This window comes from Gilliamella sp. Choc4-2 (assembly GCF_001690355.1).
In the GTDB taxonomy this organism is placed as follows: domain Bacteria; phylum Pseudomonadota; class Gammaproteobacteria; order Enterobacterales; family Orbaceae; genus Gilliamella; species Gilliamella apicola_A.
Window position 1 is genome coordinate 1 of the sequence record NZ_LZHG01000074.1, and the last position, 19971, is coordinate 19971.

Here is a 19971-nt window from a genome sequence, read left to right on the forward strand (position 1 = left end):
GCTCGACCATGATTATCCACCACCAATCGCTGACCATTTAGCATGACTTCTTTCTTATCGTTCAGACCGCTCATTTGTATTACTACCTTACGATCTTGAGCTGAGGCAACTATACCTTGATGATCAATACGACTTTGCCCAAATCCAGGAATCGTACTGTCGGATTTTAATTGACCGTAAAATAACGCTCCGTTATTAACCAAATCAGCTTCAACATTGGGTTTAGTATAAGCAATAAAATCACTTTCTTGAGTCACGCCATGACCCAAAGTACGAAACATTACCGCATAAACATTATCTTTTAATCCTGTATGACTAATCGTAGTTAAAACCGCTTTATACTCTGTATCAATCGATAACGGCTCACCATTATCGGTATCACCATTCCATAATACCGCTTCATAAGGACTAATATCACTAAAACGCAATGTCTTTAATGGATATTGATTATCCACGTCCGATTGTCGGTAAATTGTAATTTGATATTCGGCTATTTTGGTGGGATAGTTGGTGTAGACATAAAGCCCCATTGGAGTGGTAAATAACCCATCGGATGTTAACTTAACTTTTGGGTTATAAATACTGAGATTAAGCTTCTCTTCTGTATTAAATTCATCCCGAATAACATTTAGTTTAGGTACATAGTGCGTGCCAGCATAAATAGTATTTGAACTAAGTAAAAAAGCAGCACTTACGCCTAGGCAAGGCAAATGCCGAGTCCAGTTATGTTTTTTCATTACTTTTACTTCCTTTACCTTAATGTCAATTGCTTTTTTAATTAACTCTAAACCATTGTAAGTAACGATAACAATCTATCTATCAGTTAATTGATGTAGCAACTTCCATTAATGCATCCACAATTTATATAATAATTACTTCATCGTCATAAACAATGAATTGATGATTTATAGCAACTATCAAAAACCATTTGGTAGGTATTGGTTTAAATACTAGTCAATGCCTATAAAGGTGATCGATGTCCGAACAATTAATTTTAAGATAATTTACGAAATAAAAATTATTTAAAACTAAATTATCAAAAAATTATCAGTAATAATACATTTATAATTACAAATATTCAATAATTATTATAATTAACACTTATATTTTAAAATATAAGGAATTAGCGTTTTAAATATACAATTTTGCAAAGGTATTTTATTTTTTTCTTTAAAAAGATTGAAAGTTTAAATTGATTTAAACTAGTTCATTATTAACTAGTAATATAGCAACATTATGTGTTTCGGATTATTTGAATATTAACTTTTGAGAAATAATTTAATAAATTATTAATGTTTTGATAACAATAAAGATAAGGATTAAACCATAACTATTAATTTAATAGTTAAGTCAAATTATTTAAAATGTTTAGTCAAAGCAGATTAATAAGTTAATTTAAGAAAGTGCAACTTACTAAAGTAAATTTATTTTAACCATTTGAAAATAAATAAAGCGCCGTAGTGGCGCCTTTCAACTTAGTCTACAGTATTTATTTCTTCAATTCTGTTAGTTTTTTCAAATCTGCAATTTTTTTACGAATATTTGCTGCTCGTGATGATGAGGATGGATGACTACTTAATAATGATGTATCACCACTACCTAACTTATCGAAAGCTGTTGCAAGCCCTGCAGGATTAATTTTTTTCTTAACTAAGAGATCAAAAGAATAGTTATCAGCTTCTTTTTCTTGGGTCTGAGAGAATTGAGCATTAACAACTGCTGTAGCCAAAGCTCCTAATTTAGATTTAGATAGTGTAGTTACTGCAGCATTTCCAGAACTAGCAGCTGCATTACGAGCAATCTCAGTTGCATAAGCAACTTGCATGGCTTTTTTACTATGACCTAAAGCAACATGACCTAATTCATGCCCTAAAACGCCTTGAATTTCATTATCAGTCATCATATCCATTAGACCACTATAAACACGAACACATCCATTAGCCATTGCCCATGCATTAACATCTTTTGTAAGATATACTTTATATGAAATTGGTATTCCATTTAAATTATTACCAAGTGTTTTACTAATCTTTCTTAATCGTTTAGTATAAGCATTGTTTGCTGGGGCAATTCTTGATTTAGCATCCATTTGAGCGCATGATTTGGCACTCAACGTTTTCACTTCATTATCACTAAGAGTTGCAGCTTTTATACCTCTCATCCCAAAATTAGCATAATCATCAAAGCCCATGCTGTTACAGCCAACTAATGACATTGAAGCAACTAAAGGAAGTACAGCAAAAAAGGCTTTTGAATGTTTTTTCATACTATTTTCCTTATATAAATAATAATTGATTTTTTTGATAACGTCAGTTAACCGAAACGAATTTTAAACTAACTTTGATAATAATCAATAAATAATTGCTTGCTTACTTATTTTATGGCATTTAGACTAGTTCTTCATTTTTAAGGTTTATAATTATGCAACTATCCGATTTTAATTTTACGCTTCCGAAAGAACTTATAGCAAAGCATCCTTCTAAAATAAGAAGTAGCTGCCGACTTTTATCTCTTGATGGTAATACCGGCAAAATTGAACATGGTGTATTTACTGATATTATTGAGAAAATCAATCCTGGTGATTTGCTGATTTTTAATAATACAAAAGTGATTCCTGCCCGCCTGTATGGTAAAAAGATGTCGGGAGGAAAAATTGAAATACTAATTGAGAGATTATTAGATAATAACCGAGCACTTGCCCATATTAAAGCATCAAAATCGCCTAAAGCAGGAACAGAATTGTTATTAGGAGAAAATGAACCAATCAGAGTAACCATGTTAGCTCGGCATGATACCTTATTTGAATTGCAATTTCCGAATGATGTACTCAGTATTTTGAATAAAATAGGGCATATTCCGCTCCCTCCTTACATCGATCGCCCAGATGATGAGCAAGATCATGAGGTTTATCAAACTGTTTATAGTAAAGTGCCAGGTGCTGTTGCTGCTCCTACAGCTGGTCTGCATTTTGATGATCCTTTAATAGCAAAACTGAAAGAAAAAGGCGCAGAAATCGCTTTTGTCACTTTACACGTTGGTGCTGGCACTTTTCAACCAGTTAGAGTTGAAAATATTGAATCACATGTTATGCACGCGGAATATGCTGAAGTTCCTGAATCAGTAGTAGATGCAGTTCTAACTTGTAAATTTCGTGGAAATAAAGTCATTGCTGTTGGCACAACATCTGTTAGAGCGCTAGAAAGCGCCGCTCAAAAAACTGGCTGCATCACACCATTTTTTGGTGACACACAAATTTTTATTTATCCTGGTTATCATTTTAATGTAGTCGATTCATTAATCACAAATTTTCATCTACCTGAATCAACATTAATTATGCTAGTTTCAGCCTTTGCTGGTTATGAAAATACTATGAACGCTTATCAACAAGCCGTAAAAGAGCTGTATCGATTCTTTAGCTATGGTGATGCTATGTTTATTGCTAAGCAGAACGATGTGTAATATTTCTATTTAATATTATTGGCTTTCTGAAAAATGCATCGAATTAACTCTGATTAAGCTTTAGTTAGCCAATTAGGAATGCTTGTTAACTAATTGCTAAAACAACTTGTTTTGATGATTTTTTGTACTGATATAATTAATAAAGTTTGATTATTTTGTTTTTGACAACTGATAGGTGAGCACGCTATTAAACATGATAATAATGAAATAACATGGGTTAAAATGTTTTAATCCTTTCTAAAAGTTGTCTATCTAAGCTAGGAACGATAAACTAGATGGTCAATTTGTTGATACAAAATGTATTATGGTAATAATTAATTTGCGCCAAACTGTTTATTTGGTCGCAAGAGGTTAACAAAAAAATGAAATTTGAACTAGGCAATACTGACGGGCTAGCTCGTCGAGGACGTATGAAATTCGAACGTCGTGGCGTCGAATATATTGTTGAAACCCCAGCATTTATGCCTGTTGGCACGTATGGCACAGTAAAAGGCATGACGCCAGAAGAAGTGGCTGCAACAGGCGCACAAATATTACTTGGCAACACCTTTCATTTATGGCTAAGACCTGGGCAAAAAATTATGCGTAAACATGGAGATTTACATGATTTTATGCAATGGCCTGGACCAATCTTAACTGATTCAGGTGGATTCCAAGTTTTTAGTCTTGGCCATATCCGAAAAATTAAAGAAGAAGGTGTTTATTTCCGTAATCCTATTAATGGTGATTCAATTTTCTTATCTCCTGAAATTTCAATGGAAATCCAATATGATCTTGGTTCAGATATTGTGATGATTTTTGATGAATGTGCCCCCTTTCCAGCCGAATGGGACTATGTTAAAAAATCAATGGAGATGTCATTACGTTGGGCAAAACGTAGCCGTCAGCGTTTTGACGAATTAGGCAATAAAAATGCGCTTTTTGGCATTGTGCAAGGAGGTATACACCAAGAATTACGTGATATTTCTATTAAAGGATTAACTGAAATCGGTTTTGACGGATACGCTGTTGGAGGACTTGCCGTTGGTGAACCTAAAGCCGATATGCATCGCATTTTAGAAGGCACATGCCCACAATTGCCTGCTGATAAGCCTCGTTATTTAATGGGTGTAGGTAAACCTGAAGATTTAGTAGAGGGCGTACGCCGTGGTATTGATATGTTTGACTGTGTAATGCCAACCCGTAATGCACGTAATGGTCATCTATTTGTGACAAATGGTGTAGTTAAAATTCGTAATGCTAAATATAAAGATGATACCTCGCCTCTTGATCCATATTGTGACTGTTATACGTGTAAAAATTATACTAAATCGTACCTCCATCACTTAGATAAATGTGGTGAGATCTTAGGCGCTAGGTTAAATACTATTCATAATTTACGCTATTATCAACGCTTAATGGCAGAAATTCGAGAGGCGGTTGCTAATAAACGTTATGAGGATTTTGTTGTTGAATTTTATCAACGTATTGGTAAAACACCCGCTCCTTTATCAAAATAAGGAAATAAAAAGCATAATTTTTCGTGGTAAGTCTTGACACTTTTTAGGAAGCGCAGTATCATGCGCTTCCTAACGGCGAGTAGCGCAGCTTGGTAGCGCAACTGGTTTGGGACCAGTGGGTCGGAGGTTCGAATCCTCTCTCGCCGACCACTACCTATTTTCTGACATTTTAAAAATCTTTCTTCCTTTTATTACTATAGCTTACGGAAAATTGGTGCCTTTGGGTTCAGTATTTACTCTCTGACAAGTTCCCTGTAAAAAATCAAGATAGAAGGCTTAGCATTGACATATATCTTATTTGGCAAATAAATTTAAATAAAATAGCCATAACCTGATGCAATTATTCATTATTTTTAGAGTTACTTACTAGTAAATTAGAAGCATACTCAAAATCCATCCAATAATAACTAACTGCTTGTTCTTAAACGAAGTGTAGGAACTAACACAGACAAATCTGGCTTATGGCAATGAGTTTCACCTCTTAACTTATTTAATAATTGACTCGCTAGATATTCTCCTATTTTTTCAGACGGTAAAGATACCGTTGTTAAAGGAGGAAAACTGAATTGACTAAACTCGTTATCACCAAATCCACTAACAGCTAATTGGTGAGGTACTCGGATATGTCGCCGTTGGCACTCATAAAGCACACCGCATGCTAATTCATCTGTAGTGCAAATTAATGCATTAATTTCAGGCCAATTTAACAGTATATCGGAAAGTAATAAACTTCCAGTACTAAAGTTGGGAGGTAGAGCAGCATTGATAACTCGGTGAGTAGGTAAATGATAATCTAACATTGCTTTATACCAGCCATGTAAACGTTGTTGAAAAAGAAAATTTTGATGGCTAGCACAGAGTAATCCAATATTTTGATAACCTTTTTTATTATATGTTCGGTTAACATATACATTGCCAAACTATTATCTAACCCTACGTAAGCATCTGCTGATATATCATCTTGCTTACCAATATTCATAATTGGAATCATTTTTTTTAAATTAATGTTTTCAATAATAGCGTCATTTTCGACATAAAATAACAATATTGCTTCAAGGTTATAATTGTATAGATTATCCAGCAACTGTGATTCTCGTTTATAATTATAGTCAGATTCAACAAACAATATTGTATATCCTTGTTTAGTTAAACTTGCTTGTAATGCATCAAGTAAGATTTGAGCAGAATGATCATGGATTTTTGTGGTTATAACCGCAATAACTGGGTTAGCCGATGCAGAGGCTAACAAACTCGCTGCCACATTTGGTTTATATCCTAACACATCAATAGCAATTTGAATCTTTTTGCGAAGTTTATCTGAAACTCTTCCAGAAGTGCGTAAAGCACGAGACACAGTCATAGTGCCCACACCTGCATATTTAGCCACATCGAATAAAGTAATCTGCCCTGTACTTCTTCACTTTTTTACACTTTGCATTTTTTATCCTAATTTAATCTGAGCTAAGCAGTATCTAAGGAATGTTGATTTTAACCATCATCAAGCTAGCGATAAATTAATGTGAACGCCAATAGCCTATTATTTTAAATGACAATTTTTTAGATAATATTATTTTATTAATAGGGTTATTTTTGATTAATTCATTAAAAATGTTATCTAAATCACAAAATAAATAAAATTTCATTCAAGTTTGATAGCGCTATCACATTTCTATTATCTTATAGGTGGCTATGTTTAAACCATATGATAGTTTATTTAATAAATTGTCATAAATATTTTAATGGAGAGAAAATGCTCGCAAGATATTTAACACAACAAACAGTAAATGTTGTTGATTCTGTTAGTGATTGGAAAGCAGCTATACAGCTTTGTGCATCGCCTTTATTAACTAATAATACTATTTCCCCTAACTATATTGAGGCAATTTTTAAATCGCATGAAACAATGGGGTCTTACTATGTGTTGGCTCCAGGTATTGCTATGCCTCATGCCAGACCTGAGCAAGGTGTGAATCAGTTAGGATTATCCATGTTAGTTGTGAAACACGGTGTCAACTTCAACTCAGCTGATAATGACCCCGTATATTTAATTACATTATTAGCTGCAATTGATAATACAAGTCACATAAAAATGTTAACTCAATTAGCAACATTGTTTACTGAAGTAAACGATATTCAGACAATTTTTAATGCCCAACATCGTGAACAAATTCTATCAGTAATTAATCGTTATTAAATTTAGTAAGACTAACTAAAGGAAAAAGATATGAAAATTATGGCTGTTTGTGGTCAAGGTTTAGGTAGTAGTTTTATGGTAGAAATGAATATTAAAAAAGTACTAAAAAAATTAAATGTTGATGCTGAAGTTACGCATGCAGATCTTGCGTCTATAACACCAGATGAAGCCGATCTGTTTGTTATGACAAAAGATTTAGCCACTAGCTCAGGAATCCCTGCAGATAAATTAGTCGTACTAAGCAATATTATTGATATCAACGATCTAGAATCAAAACTCGTTGAGCATTTTGCTAAATGCTGATTAAATCATGAGGTATTGCTATGATTCAAGAAATAGTAAAATTTATTGTTGATATTTTAAAGGTTCCTGCTGTATTAGTTGGTCTTATTGCTATGATTGGATTATTGATTCAACGAAAGCCATTTGCTGATACGATTAAAGGAACTATTAAAACGATTCTCGGATTTTTGGTATTAGGTGGTGGAGCAACAGTTCTAATCAGTGCGATTACTCCATTGGGGAGCATGTTTGAACAGGCTTTTAAATTACAAGGAATTATTCCTAATAATGAAGCAATTGTTTCTATGGCGTTAGAACAATATGGTACAGCAACCGCATTAATTATGGCATTTGGCATGGTTGCCAATATTATCGTTGCGCGTTTTACTCGTTTAAAATTTATCTTTTTGACAGGACACCATACTTTTTATATGGCCTGTATGATTAGTATTATTTTAACTGTAGCAGGATTTGGTGGCTGGCAACTTGTATTCACAGGTTCGTTAGTTCTGGGACTCATCATGGCATTTTTCCCTGCTTTAGCACAACCTCACATGCATAAAATTACGGGTAATAGTGATGTCGCATTTGGTCATTTTGGTACTTTAGGATATGTATTAGCTGGCTGGATTGGGCAAGCTGTAGGTAAAAAATCTCGATCAACAGAAGATATGAATTTACCTAAAAATCTAAGTTTTTTACGAGATAGTTCAATCTCAATTTCATTAACAATGATGGTTATTTATCTCATTTTAGCCATATTTGCTGGTTCTTCTTATGTCGAAAAAGAACTAAGTAGCGGTGAAAATTATTTAGTTTATGCGATTATAGAAGCGATTACCTTTGCTGCCGGTGTATTTATTATTCTTCAAGGTGTACGATTAATTCTGGCCGAAATTGTACCTGCATTTACAGGCTTCTCAGAAAAATTAGTACCTAATGCAAAGCCAGCTCTTGATTGTCCCGTAGTATTTCCATATGCCCCTAATGCTGTGCTTGTTGGATTTTTATTTAGTTTCCTTGGTGGCTTAGTTGGACTATTTTTTTTAGGGCAATTAGATTTCGTTCTTATATTACCTGGTGTTGTTCCTCATTTCTTTTGTGGTGCCACAGCAGGTGTATTTGGTAACGCTATGGGCGGTCGCCGAGGTGCAATGCTTGGCGCATTCGCTAATGGTTTATTAGTAACATTTTTACCGGTTCTTTTATTGCCTGTTTTAGGATCACTTGGTTTTGCAAATACAACTTTCTCAGACGTGGATTTTTGTGGTATTGGGATCATTCTAGGTAATATGGCAAAATGGTTTAATAAAGATATTATTATGAGTATTTTTATTGCTATTTTTGCATTATTAGTAATATTCAACTATACCTTTAAACCTAAAAAAAGTATCAGAGAGAATATTGAGTAAATAATTACTATCTCATTTAAAAAATATTATGCCAGACAATTTGCCTGGCATTTTTTCATAAACTCTTTTAATTTTAGTTGCTAACAAAAAAACCATAAGCAACAAACAAATTTACAATAATAATTGTTGAAACTGCAATGATTACCATTCTTTTTATTGTATATTTTTTCATTTCACCAAGAGAAAGCTCTCTATTTTTATTTTTACCATAGTAATAATAATATATTGGCAAACCAATTAAAGTCAGTACGATAGAAACAATACCATTTATGGTTTGGTAAACTAACATACCATAAATAACATAAGCAGCCCCTAGCATTGCAATGATGGGAATTATTGGATAACCAATAACTTTATAAGGCCTATGTACTTCTGGGTATTTTTTACGAGCAACCATCACTCCAACGAACGTTAGTAAATAAAATACCCAAATTGAAAACATTGAGATTTCTGATAAACGGTCTGCATCAAGAAGCGTTGAATATAAGAAAGAAAAAATAACTAAAACAATAATCGCATTAACAGGTGAGCGGCTATCATCATCAATAGTACTTAAATAACGCGCGCCAATAATAGTTCCCCTCTCAGCCATACTAAATATAGTACGAGATAACGTCATAATATATCCATTAATTCCGCCAAGAATCGAAACCATAATACCAACAGCAACTAAATTTCCGCCAAAATGTCCAAACATCCGTTGTGAAGCAACAGATGATGCATCATGACCTAGTGAAATCATCTCTTGGACAGGAAAAATCTTAAATAATGCAATATTAATACAAGCGTAAACAACAACAAGAAAAATAATGCCAAAAATAATCGCCTTAGGTAATATTTTTGATGGATTATTAATCTCACCAGCTACTGATGCAACTTGTGCCCAACCATCATAAGCAAAGAGGGTGGCGAGAATAGCTACTGCAAAAGGAGCATAAGATTCAATACCTTGACCACTAGCAGTGAATAATGCGACTTGGCCATTTCCTTCACATAATCCAAATATAGCCAATAACAATATAGGAATAAGTTTACAAACAGTAGCAATTGTCTGTAAATAACCTGCCTCTCTAATACCAATAGCATTAATAAAAGCAATAAAACCCAAAACACCAGCACTTACCGCCATTGTATAAGAATCATCAATATTAAATAATAGACAAAATACTGAACTAAAATATCCAACCAACGCTCCAACTAATGAAGGAGCGAAAATAACTGTCATCATCCAACCATAGAGATGAGAAATTTTGGTGCCATATATTTTTTCTAAATAAACTAGCATTCCTCCTGTTTTTGGGAACATTACACCTAATTCACAAAGTGTTAACCCGCCACAAATAGAAATGGCGCCACCTATTATCCACGCTAATAGCGCATAATTATAATCACCAGTAACTTCTAATACTGATGGTGGTTTCATAAAAGCTCCTGCACCTAAAACCATTCCAACAACTAGTGATAATGCAGAAACTAAACCAAGATCCTTGCGCAAGTTATTCTCTAAATTGTGCTCTGCCATAAAGTTCCTCTTAAAACATATAAAATTAACGGCGAAATTTTGTTATGATAGGGAATTATTCATAAAACACAAGGAAGATTAGTATCGTTTATATAAAAAACTAAATAAATAAAATAAATAATATTTTTATTTATAAAAATAAGCCAGCATATAGCTAGCTTTTTGAATTACAATTAAGGTTAACTTATTTAGTCTTCTTCATTTTCATATCTACAACCATACGACCTCGAATTTTACCTGCTTTCATTTCGTCGATCATATCATTGATATCTTCCAATGGCCTTTTTTCAACTATCGGCACGACCTTACCTTCTGCACTAAACTGAAATGCTTCGGCTAAATCTTCACGAGTGCCAACCAATGAACCTAAAACTTGAATACCATCTAATACTGTTTTAGGAATACTTAAATCCATATTTTCTGAAGGCAGACCTAAGGCAACCACTCGCCCTAAAGGTCGCACTGAATTGATAGCTTGATTGAATGCTGTTTTAGTCACAGAAGTTACAACAGCACCGTGCACACCACCACCAGTATACTTTTTAATATAAGCGCCCACATCTTCAACTTTTCTAGGATTAACGACTAAATCAGCGCCTAATGTTTTACATAATTCTAATTGATTATCACTATTACTGATTGCAACGATTTTATTATTAAAAACTTTTTTACCATATTCGATAGCGAGCGTTCCTAATCCACCAATACCAAATACAGCAAGCCATTGCCCTGGTTTAGTACCAGCCACTTTAATACCCTTATAAGTAGTCACACCAGCGCAAGTTACACTTGTTGCTTGTGCTGGATCAAGCCCTTCTGGCACTTTAACCGCATAATCAGCCTTAACTATGCACTGTTCTGCCATACCTCCATCTACGCTATAACCTGAATTTAATGCGCTGCGGCAAAATGTTTCATTTCCAGAAATACAATATTCACAAGTACCACAACCTGCATGAAACCATGCAATACTTACTCGATCACCAATTTTTAGACTTTTTACATCTGGGGCAACTTTAGTCACAATCCCTACACCTTCATGTCCTATAACGCGTCCAGGTTGTTTACCAAAATCTCCTGCTGCAACATGGAGATCAGTATGGCAAAGACCACAATATTCAACGTCAACAAGTGCCTCTCCCTCTTCTAAAGGACGAACTGGGATATCTTTAATTTCGACTTGTCCATCGCATTCTTGTTTGATAACAGCAGCTTTCATATTTTTCTCCTAAATAATTTTAAAGTTAAAATATAATTGATTATCATTCTAAACGAATTATTTTGAAAAAATATGAGTAATTTCACAAATTTATAAAAGAATAATTATTTCTACAGCAGTGTAATTACTATGTGGTATTTGTATAACTATTCATTTGTTAGATTATATTTTTGTAAAAAACATCTCAGGATTCTATGCCGTTTGGTAATTAATAAAGCCGCAAAAAGTGATATGACTTTAATGGATATGTAAGAAAATCAACAAATATTTAGCTATTTAAAAAAGATAAAGTTTAAGTAATTTTGAAGACAACGCTAATATGTTTTTATTTTACAGGAACGAGTAACAAATATTCGTTCCTTATTATTGATAATAATTACGTTTATTTCATGTCTGTAGCAAGATATTTCTGGCAATTATTATTGATTAATAAAAATAATCCAATGAAGGCGCCTAAGCAAAATAATCCAACCACATAAATAGTGGGAGCCATTTTACTGACGAAATCACTAAAAAATGAAATCAGTAAAGGCGTTATGCCTCCTGCAATAGCATAGGCCATATTGAATGAAAACGAGACTCCACTATAACGAATTTGCGCAGGAAACACTTTAACCATAAAATAAGAAAAAGAACCAACTATACCTATACTAAATCCTGTCAGCGAGTAAGTAATAAATAAAATATGAGGATTATCTAACCAAAAATAAAAGATAATGATCATAATTGCTGCAATAAAACATCCAATAAACAAAACATTACCTATAGAAAATCTATCCATCATCATGCCATAGAAAGTGCAGCTTATAATTAATCCAATAATTGCTAATATATTACCCTGCAACGCATCAATCGGTGAATAACCAAACTGTTTTTGTAACAAAATTGGCGTCATGAGCATGATAACCATGATACCAGCAGAAAGTACCCATGTAAGTAGCATTGATAAAATGGTTTGAGGCAAGTATTGAGTTAATACCGTAATAACAGGTACTTTTTTAGATAATTCTTGTTGTTTACGTTTTTTAATTTCAAGAAAAATTGGTGTTTCTTTTAACCAACGACGTAAATACATCGCAATCAATCCAAAAACACCACCAATAATAAATGGAATACGCCAGCCCCAATCCATTATCTGTTCAGAAGATAAAAATTTATTCATCGCAGTTGAAACTAATGAACCAAGTAAAATGCCTAGGCTTAAACCACTTGTTAAAATTCCGCAAGCTAAGCCAATTTTATTTTTCGGTACATGTTCTGCAACAAAAGTCCAAGCTCCAGGGACTTCACCGCCTACAGCTAAGCCTTGACATAAGCGCATAAGTAAAAGTAATAAAGGAGCCCAAATACCAATATTTGTGTAAGTGGGTAAACAACCTATAAATAATGTGGGTAATGCCATAAGCAATATGCTTAGTGTAAACATTCTTTTTCGGCCTAAAAGATCACCAAAGTGCGCCATAATAATTCCACCCAATGGGCGTATTAAATATCCCGCAGCAAAAATACCAAATGTTTGAACTTGACTTAACCAAGCTGGCATATCATTTGGAAAAAAGAGATAACCAATAGTTATTGAAAAAAAGACAAAAATAATAAAATCATAAAATTCTAATGCTCCACCTAATGCAGAAAGCGCCAATGTTTTATAATCTTGATGGTTTAATGTGCGTATCTGCGTAGTGGTTACTATGTCCGGCATAATCATCCTTGTAAATTATTATTTACATTAAACTTTAATATTGTGTATTAATATAACGAATTCCCTAATTTTTGGAAAATAAAATATTAACTAAAAAAGATAATCATAAGTTTTTTTCAAAAAAAAGTAAAAATAAAAATGAAATATAACAAATGATGGAGATAGATAAAACCAGCACCAAATGATTAATAAACAAGCAAGCAAAAACCTACAATGAGAAGATTTTATTCTTAAAGGAGAGTTGCAAAATGGCTATAAAACGTATTACTCGTGGTAAATTCACGCGCATGAAACAATTATCAAATCAAGATGGTATTATTGCAGCATTAGCGATTGATCAACGTGGTTCAATGGTTAAAATGATGGAATCTGCTGTTGGGAAAGATCGTTATCATATCGATATGGTGTATGAATTTAAAGAACTTGTTTCTCAAGAATTAACTAAATATGTTAGTGCAATTTTGTTAGATGAAGAATATGGTTTTAAAGGCATGGCAGCTAAAAATAGCAATGCTGGATTAATCATGTCATACGAAAAAACAGGATATGATGCAAATACTCCAGGACGATTACCCGATATTTTGCCTGAGGATTCATTACAACGCCTAATAAAAAAAGGTGCCGATGCCGCAAAAGTATTGGTTTATTATAATCCGGATGATCCTCAAGATATTTTAGACAAAAAACATGCTTTTTTAGAACGTTTAGGCAATGAAGCTAGAGCTGCTGATATTCCTGTATTTGTTGAACCGATTGTATATGATAACGTGATAACCGATGATAAAAGTCCTGAATTTGCAAAAATCAAACCTCAAAAAGTCATCAATACGATAAAAGAGTTTACTAAAGAACAGTATTATATTGATATTTTAAAACTCGAAGTTCCCGTATTGTTTAAGAATGTAGAAGGCTTTAACGACAACAATGTGGTTGTTTACACACAAAAACAAGCTGCTGACTATTTTAAACAAGCAAGTGAAGTAGCAACCCGCCCTTTTATCTATTTAAGTGCTGGTGTACCAACAAAGACCTTCCACCAAGAACTTATTTTTGCCGGTGAAAATGGCGCCAAATATAGCGGCATCCTTGGAGGGAGAGCAACATGGTTTGAAGGTGTTGCAGCCTATGCTAATGGCGGTAAAGAAGGTTTAAAACTTTGGCTAGATCAAACTGGTCGTGAAAATGTTGAGCATCTCAATAAGATATTAAAACAATATGCAACACCTTGGTATGATGTTTATGGTGGTAAAGATAGCATTGAAATTATTGATCTTGAATTAGGAAATTGATTAACATTAACCAATTATTTATAGTTATAATATAGTTGGTTATAATTAGAGAAAAAAGCTTTTCCTATTATCTGTTTTATCGTTCCGTCAATCAACATTGGCGGAATTTTATTTTTAAACAAGATTTCTATAGTTCCTATTGTTACTAATTAAATCATTTTATTAAAAATGCAACCTAAGCAGAGTTGATATATAATATGCAAAAATAAATATCAGCAGAGATAACTTTATAGTGCCTAAAAAAAATGCCTCACTACAAAATAAAAATCTCATTGAACAGTTTTTAAACTCAATATGGTTAGAACGTAATTTAGCTGAAAATACGATTGATTCTTACAAACTTGATTTATTATCACTTAGTCAATCACTACAACAGCAAGATGTCAGCTTCCTTACAGCAGAAACACATAATTTACAATATTTTTTAATGCAACGAGTTAATGATGGTTATAAAACCAGCAGCTCCGCTCGTTTGCTTAGTGCCACTAAACGTTTCTTTCAATATTTATATCAAGAAAATTACCGTAACGATGATCCAACCGCCGTTCTTTCATCACCAAAATTAGCAAAGAAGCTACCTAAAGATCTTACTGAATCACAAGTTGAAGCCTTGCTTAATTCACCCAATATTGAAGATTCAATCGAACTTCGTGATAAAGCAATGTTAGAGGTTCTTTATGCAACTGGTTTGCGTGTTTCCGAATTAGTTAATTTAGAAATCAGCGATATTAGTTTGCGTCAAGGCGTAGTAAGAGTAGTAGGTAAAGGCAATAAAGAACGTTTAGTGCCACTCGGCGAAGAGGCAATTTATTGGCTTGAGTATTATTTTAAATATGCTCGCGATGATCTATTAAAAAATGGGCCTGTAGATGTACTTTTTCCAAGTCGCTTAGGCAAAAAAATGACACGACAGACATTCTGGCATCGAATAAAATATTATGCGATACTAATTGATATAAATGTTGAATTACTTTCTCCTCATGTTCTTCGCCATGCTTTCGCAACGCATTTGCTTAATCACGGTGCAGATTTGCGCGTTGTTCAAATGCTATTGGGGCACAGTAGTTTGTCAACAACACAAATATATACACATGTCGCTACAGAAAGATTAAAACAGTTACATAGTAAACATCATCCTCGAGCTTAAAGCTTACAAAATAAGGATAATTAAATGAAAAAATTAATTTTAGGTTTAAGTATTGCATTAATTACAACGCCATTACTGGCTAGCAACAATGATATTTCCAATACAATGAAAAAATTAGGTTATGAAGACAAAGATTTTAAAATTTCAAATAGTCCAGTCAATGGATTAAAAAATGTGATGACCCCCGACGGTCTATTTTATGTTTCCGATGATGGTAAATACTTAACACAAGGTCCTATTTACAACTTTGAAGGTAACGAACCTGAAAATATTGCGAATAATAACAATTTAAACCTAATAAAATCAATTGAAAAAGATGCCATTGTTTACAAAGCGAAAAATGAAAAATATATCATTTTTGTATTTACTGATTATACCTGCCATTACTGCAAATTACTGCACGAAAATATTAACCAATATCTAGATGTGGGTATTTCAGTACACTATTTTGCTTTTCCTCGTGCTGGCGCTGATAGTGAGATAGGCAAAAATATGCAATCAATTTGGAGTATGGCTGATCGTAAATCGGCATTTGAAAAAGCCTATAAAGGCGAATCAATTTCTCCGGCAAATAGTATGATACCTTATGTAACCCAACAATTTAACATAGGTAGGCAGCTTGGTATTAATGGTACACCTGCGATTGTTTTACCAAATGGACAACTTGTTTCAGGTTATGTACCTGCAGACAAATTAATTGATATTTTAGCTAAAAAATCAACCAATTAATTTGTAGCAAGTTTATAATAAATTAAAATTTAAGCTTAATGTGAAGATACATGTTAGCATAATGCTAACATTAAGAATATGAATAAACTACTACATCGTAAATTACCAGAATCACTTCCAGAGTTGTCAAAAGATATCCCATTATTATTGCGGAGAATTTTTGCCCTGCGTGGTATCACATGCATGCAAGAGCTTGATTATACGACACGAAATTTATGTAATTATGATAAGTTATATGGTATCGATAATGCAGTTGAAATTCTTTATACAGCAATGGTGAGTAATAAACGTATTATGATCGTTGGTGATTTTGATACCGACGGTGCGACGAGTACCGCTCTTGCTGTTAAAGCGCTAAAAGCAATGGGATGCCAATTTGTTGATTATATTATTCCAGATCGTTTTGAAGATGGTTATGGTTTAAGTATAAGTGTCGTTGAAAAAGCTATTTTACAAAAAACAGATCTCATTATTACGGTAGACAATGGTATTTCAGCAGTTGATGCAGTTGAATTTGCTAAGCAAGCTAACTTGACAGTAATTATTACTGATCACCATTTATGTCCCGAACAATTGCCAAATGCCGATGCGATAATTAATCCTAATTTGCCGGATTGTTCTTTTCCATCTAAACACTTAGCTGGTGTTGGTGTAACATTTTATTTTATGTTAGCGTTGCGCGCTAAATTACGACAAGAAAATTGGTTTTCTAACAAAAATTTGATCGAATATAATATTGCTAATTTATTAGATTTAGTGGCATTAGGTACCATTGCTGACGTAGTTAAACTTGATCATAATAACCGTATATTAGTTCACCAAGGTGTGAAAAGAATACGCTCAAATTATTGCTGTGAAGGAATCAAAGCATTATTACATATAGCCAAAAAAGACCCTTCTTCCTTTACCTCTACAGATCTCGCCTTTTATATTGCACCAAGATTAAATGCTGCAGGAAGAATGGATAATATGTCACTTGGCGTTGAATTATTACTTTGTGATAACTATGATATAGCGCTTAATAAAGCAACTGATCTTGATAATCTCAATAGTGATCGAAAGTTAATTGAGCAGGCTATGCACAAAGAAGCCTTAGCATTTGTTGAGGAAATAGAAAAACAAAATATTTCTATTCCAAATTCTTTAGTTGTTTATCATCCTGATTGGCATCAAGGGATTATCGGTATATTATCAGCTCGTTTAAAAGATAAATATTACCGACCAGTTATTTCATTCGCTTCAGCACAAAATGGTTTTTTAAAAGGTTCTGGGCGTTCTATTCAAGGTGTTCATCTACGCGATCTACTTGACGAATTAGATCAAATGCACCCTGATCTTTTAGTCAGTTTTGGTGGTCATTCAATGGCTGTAGGTTTAACAATACGCGAAGAAAATTTAGCCTATTTTAGACAATGTTTTGATTCTCTTTTAGTTAACCGATTAAATTCAAATACATTAAATCAGGTTATTGAAACTGATGGTGAAGTAGATAAACAAGATTTTACCTATTCTGTAGCTAAGCTGCTAAAAGAATCAGGACCATGGGGAGAAGGTTTTTCTGAACCAATTTTTGATGGTGAATTTGTTATTCACCAACAAAGATTATTAGCAGACAAACATTTAAAACTACTATTAGAACCCGTAAATAGTAGCATACTTATTGAAGGTATTGCGTTTAATGTCAACCGACTTGAGTGGCCAGATCATTCCATAAAAAAAGTTAAAATTGTTTACCATTTAGATGTTGATGAATTTCGAGGTAATCAAGCTGTTAAATTATTAATTAGGCATTTGTGGCCTATCGCTTAAGCAAGAAAAATCGATTATAATTATTAAATTGTTTCAAATTTACATAAAATGATTATTTGAAATAATATTGATAAAAATGAGATATTTTTACCTACAAAATTTTATACAAAATTAAGGACTAAAAATGCGTATTCATATTCTTGGAATTTGCGGCACATTTATGGCAGGAATTGCATTAATAGCTCGTTCACTTGGTCATAAAGTAACAGGATCAGATAAAAATGTATATCCTCCAATGAGCACCCTTTTAAAAAAAGAAAATATTGATATCATTGAAGGCTATGATCCATCGCAACTCAATCCTATACCAGATTTAGTAATTATTGGTAACGCATTATCAAGGGGCAATCCTTGTATTGAGTATATATTAGATAATAATATCCCTTACATTTCAGCACCGCAATGGTTGCATGATAACGTTTTACGAGATCGCTGGGTCATTGCCGTGGCAGGCACACATGGTAAAACCACAACAGCAGGGATGGTCAACTGGATTTTAGAAAAACAAGGTTATCAACAAGGTTTTATTATTGGTGGAGTACCGGGTAATTTTGATGTTTCCGCAAGGTTAGGAGAAAGTAACTTTTTTGTGATTGAAGCGGATGAATATGATTGTTCATTTTTTGATAAGCGATCAAAATTCATGCACTATTGCCCTAAAACACTTATCATGAACAATTTAGAATTTGATCATGCTGATATTTTTGATGATCTAAATTCTATTCAAAAACAATTTCATCATTTAGTACGATTAGTGCCAAGTAATGGACTTATTATATCACCTCATGAAGATGTAAATCTCAAGCAAGTACTGACCAAAGGCTGTTGGAGTGAACAAGTATTTACCGAGTCTGAAACTGGTTGGTTAGCACAACGAATTAATAATGATGCAAGTCATTTCGCCGTCTATTTAAATAGCCAAAAGGTGGGGGAAGTTGAATATTCACTTGTAGGTGAACATAATATGCATAATGCGTTAATGGCAATAGCTGCAGCTTATAATGTTGGTATTAAACCTGATGATGCTTGTTTAGCTCTCAGTTCTTTTGTTAATGCTAAACGGCGTTTAGAACTTTATGGTGAAGTCAATCATATTGAAATTTATGACGATTTTGCTCATCATCCAACAGCTATCTTAGCTACACTTGAAGCACTACGCAGTAAAATTGGCGAAAACCGCCGTATTCTTGCTGTATTAGAGCCTCGTTCAAATACTATGAAATTAGGTATATCGAAAGATGAATTAGCGCCATCATTAGGTCGTGCTGATGAAGTTTTTATATTCCAACCTGAACAATTACCCTGGTTAGTGGCTGATGTTGTTGATGCCTGTATTCAGCCTGCATATTGGTCAGGTGATATCGATTTACTTGTTGAAATGATAACTAAATCAGCTAAATCAACTGATGCAATTTTAATTATGAGTAATGGTGGCTTTGGCGGTATTCATAAAAAGATTTTAAAAAAATTAGAAAAACAAGAAATTAAAGAACGCGAAGAGCAACAATCAATTTAGAAAATACTCAATATTTATAAGATATATCATGTCGTATGGCATATCTTATAAATATACATTTTAATAATTACATCTATTTAATCTTTACTCTTCCAACAATTTTTTACTCACAAAAGATATCAATTAAGCTAACAATTAAAAGAAATTTCCTATCAATTTATATTAACAAACACTTTTAATCCCAAAACCACA

The 19971-nt window shown here is 33.2% G+C and carries 17 protein-coding genes and 1 tRNA gene; 11 read left to right on the forward strand and 7 right to left on the reverse strand.

Annotation, left to right across the window (positions count from 1 at the left end; translation table 11 throughout):
* Positions 1 to 737, reverse strand: a 737-nt coding sequence (locus tag A9G34_RS10010; RefSeq protein WP_141670403.1) for a hypothetical protein, incomplete at its 3' end; no start/stop codon positions are given.
* A 752-nt stretch (positions 738 to 1489) separates the two neighbouring features.
* Complete coding sequence (locus A9G34_RS10015) at positions 1490 to 2266, reverse strand: M48 family metalloprotease (protein ID WP_065569625.1); 777 nt, start codon at positions 2264 to 2266, stop codon at positions 1490 to 1492.
* A 155-nt stretch (positions 2267 to 2421) separates the two neighbouring features.
* On the opposite strand from A9G34_RS10015, the gene queA reads away from it, so the two are divergent.
* The 3 genes from queA to A9G34_RS10030 all read left to right on the forward strand — a co-directional run bounded on the left by queA (position 2422) and on the right by A9G34_RS10030 (position 5108).
* Entirely contained in the window at positions 2422 to 3459 is a 1038-nt protein-coding gene (gene queA, locus A9G34_RS10020; protein WP_065569626.1) for a tRNA preQ1(34) S-adenosylmethionine ribosyltransferase-isomerase QueA, read from the forward strand.
* A 362-nt stretch (positions 3460 to 3821) separates the two neighbouring features.
* On the forward strand, positions 3822 to 4958 hold the full coding sequence (gene tgt / locus A9G34_RS10025) for a tRNA guanosine(34) transglycosylase Tgt (RefSeq protein ID WP_065569627.1): 1137 nt from the start codon (positions 3822 to 3824) through the stop codon (positions 4956 to 4958).
* A gap of 73 nt (positions 4959 to 5031) precedes the next feature.
* Positions 5032 to 5108: transfer RNA gene (locus A9G34_RS10030), tRNA-Pro, on the forward strand.
* A gap of 257 nt (positions 5109 to 5365) precedes the next feature.
* Here A9G34_RS10030 and A9G34_RS10915 read toward each other — a convergent pair.
* Together A9G34_RS10915 and A9G34_RS10920 are read right to left on the reverse strand one after the other, a co-directional pair.
* Complete coding sequence (locus tag A9G34_RS10915; RefSeq protein ID WP_218055729.1) at positions 5366 to 5827, reverse strand: substrate-binding domain-containing protein; 462 nt, start codon at positions 5825 to 5827, stop codon at positions 5366 to 5368.
* Entirely contained in the window at positions 5752 to 6318 is a 567-nt protein-coding gene (locus A9G34_RS10920) for a LacI family DNA-binding transcriptional regulator (protein WP_218055726.1), read from the reverse strand. Before A9G34_RS10920 ends, A9G34_RS10915 begins: the two co-directional genes overlap by 76 nt.
* A gap of 390 nt (positions 6319 to 6708) precedes the next feature.
* Here A9G34_RS10920 and A9G34_RS10040 point away from each other — a divergent pair, with 390 nt between their 5' ends.
* From A9G34_RS10040 to A9G34_RS10050, 3 genes are read left to right on the forward strand one after another with little or no spacing between them, the layout of a single operon-like run.
* The gene (locus A9G34_RS10040) at positions 6709 to 7152 is read left to right on the forward strand and encodes a PTS sugar transporter subunit IIA (protein ID WP_065569628.1); all 444 of its coding nucleotides are present in this window, start codon (positions 6709 to 6711) and stop codon (positions 7150 to 7152) included.
* A 30-nt stretch (positions 7153 to 7182) separates the two neighbouring features.
* On the forward strand, positions 7183 to 7455 hold the full coding sequence (locus A9G34_RS10045; protein ID WP_065569629.1) for a PTS sugar transporter subunit IIB: 273 nt from the start codon (positions 7183 to 7185) through the stop codon (positions 7453 to 7455).
* Between the two features lie 20 nt (positions 7456 to 7475).
* Positions 7476 to 8846 carry a PTS ascorbate transporter subunit IIC gene (locus tag A9G34_RS10050; RefSeq protein ID WP_065569630.1) on the forward strand — a complete coding sequence of 457 codons (1371 nt, stop codon included), beginning with the start codon at positions 7476 to 7478 and terminating at the stop codon, positions 8844 to 8846.
* A gap of 73 nt (positions 8847 to 8919) precedes the next feature.
* Here A9G34_RS10050 and A9G34_RS10055 read toward each other — a convergent pair whose 3' ends face one another.
* From A9G34_RS10055 to A9G34_RS10065, 3 genes are all read right to left on the reverse strand, one after another.
* Positions 8920 to 10368, reverse strand: a complete 1449-nt coding sequence (locus tag A9G34_RS10055; RefSeq protein ID WP_051825313.1) for an APC family permease — start codon at positions 10366 to 10368, stop codon at positions 8920 to 8922.
* Positions 10369 to 10552: 184 nt separating this feature from the next.
* Positions 10553 to 11587 carry an alcohol dehydrogenase AdhP gene (adhP, locus tag A9G34_RS10060; RefSeq protein ID WP_065569631.1) on the reverse strand — a complete coding sequence of 345 codons (1035 nt, stop codon included), beginning with the start codon at positions 11585 to 11587 and terminating at the stop codon, positions 10553 to 10555.
* Positions 11588 to 11969: 382 nt separating this feature from the next.
* Positions 11970 to 13289: an MFS transporter gene (locus A9G34_RS10065; protein ID WP_065569632.1), complete on the reverse strand. Its 1320-nt coding sequence runs from the start codon at positions 13287 to 13289 to the stop codon at positions 11970 to 11972.
* 254 nt (positions 13290 to 13543) lie between these two features.
* Between A9G34_RS10065 and A9G34_RS10070 the strand changes: the two genes are divergently transcribed.
* The 5 genes from A9G34_RS10070 (at position 13544) to mpl (ending at position 19779) form a co-directional block, all read left to right on the forward strand.
* Positions 13544 to 14578 (forward strand): tagatose 1,6-diphosphate aldolase, encoded by a 1035-nt coding sequence (locus A9G34_RS10070; protein ID WP_176701009.1) that lies wholly within the window; start codon positions 13544 to 13546, stop codon positions 14576 to 14578.
* Positions 14579 to 14810: 232 nt separating this feature from the next.
* Positions 14811 to 15725: a site-specific tyrosine recombinase XerD gene (gene xerD / locus A9G34_RS10075; RefSeq protein ID WP_034946882.1), complete on the forward strand. Its 915-nt coding sequence runs from the start codon at positions 14811 to 14813 to the stop codon at positions 15723 to 15725.
* A 24-nt stretch (positions 15726 to 15749) separates the two neighbouring features.
* Positions 15750 to 16454, forward strand: coding sequence for a bifunctional protein-disulfide isomerase/oxidoreductase DsbC (gene dsbC / locus A9G34_RS10080; RefSeq protein ID WP_034946885.1), 705 nt, complete (start codon positions 15750 to 15752; stop codon positions 16452 to 16454).
* A 78-nt stretch (positions 16455 to 16532) separates the two neighbouring features.
* On the forward strand, positions 16533 to 18263 hold the full coding sequence (gene recJ, locus A9G34_RS10085) for a single-stranded-DNA-specific exonuclease RecJ (RefSeq protein ID WP_065569634.1): 1731 nt from the start codon (positions 16533 to 16535) through the stop codon (positions 18261 to 18263).
* Between the two features lie 124 nt (positions 18264 to 18387).
* Positions 18388 to 19779 (forward strand): UDP-N-acetylmuramate:L-alanyl-gamma-D-glutamyl-meso-diaminopimelate ligase, encoded by a 1392-nt coding sequence (mpl, locus tag A9G34_RS10090; protein WP_065569635.1) that lies wholly within the window; start codon positions 18388 to 18390, stop codon positions 19777 to 19779.
* Positions 19780 to 19971 lie beyond the last annotated feature (192 nt).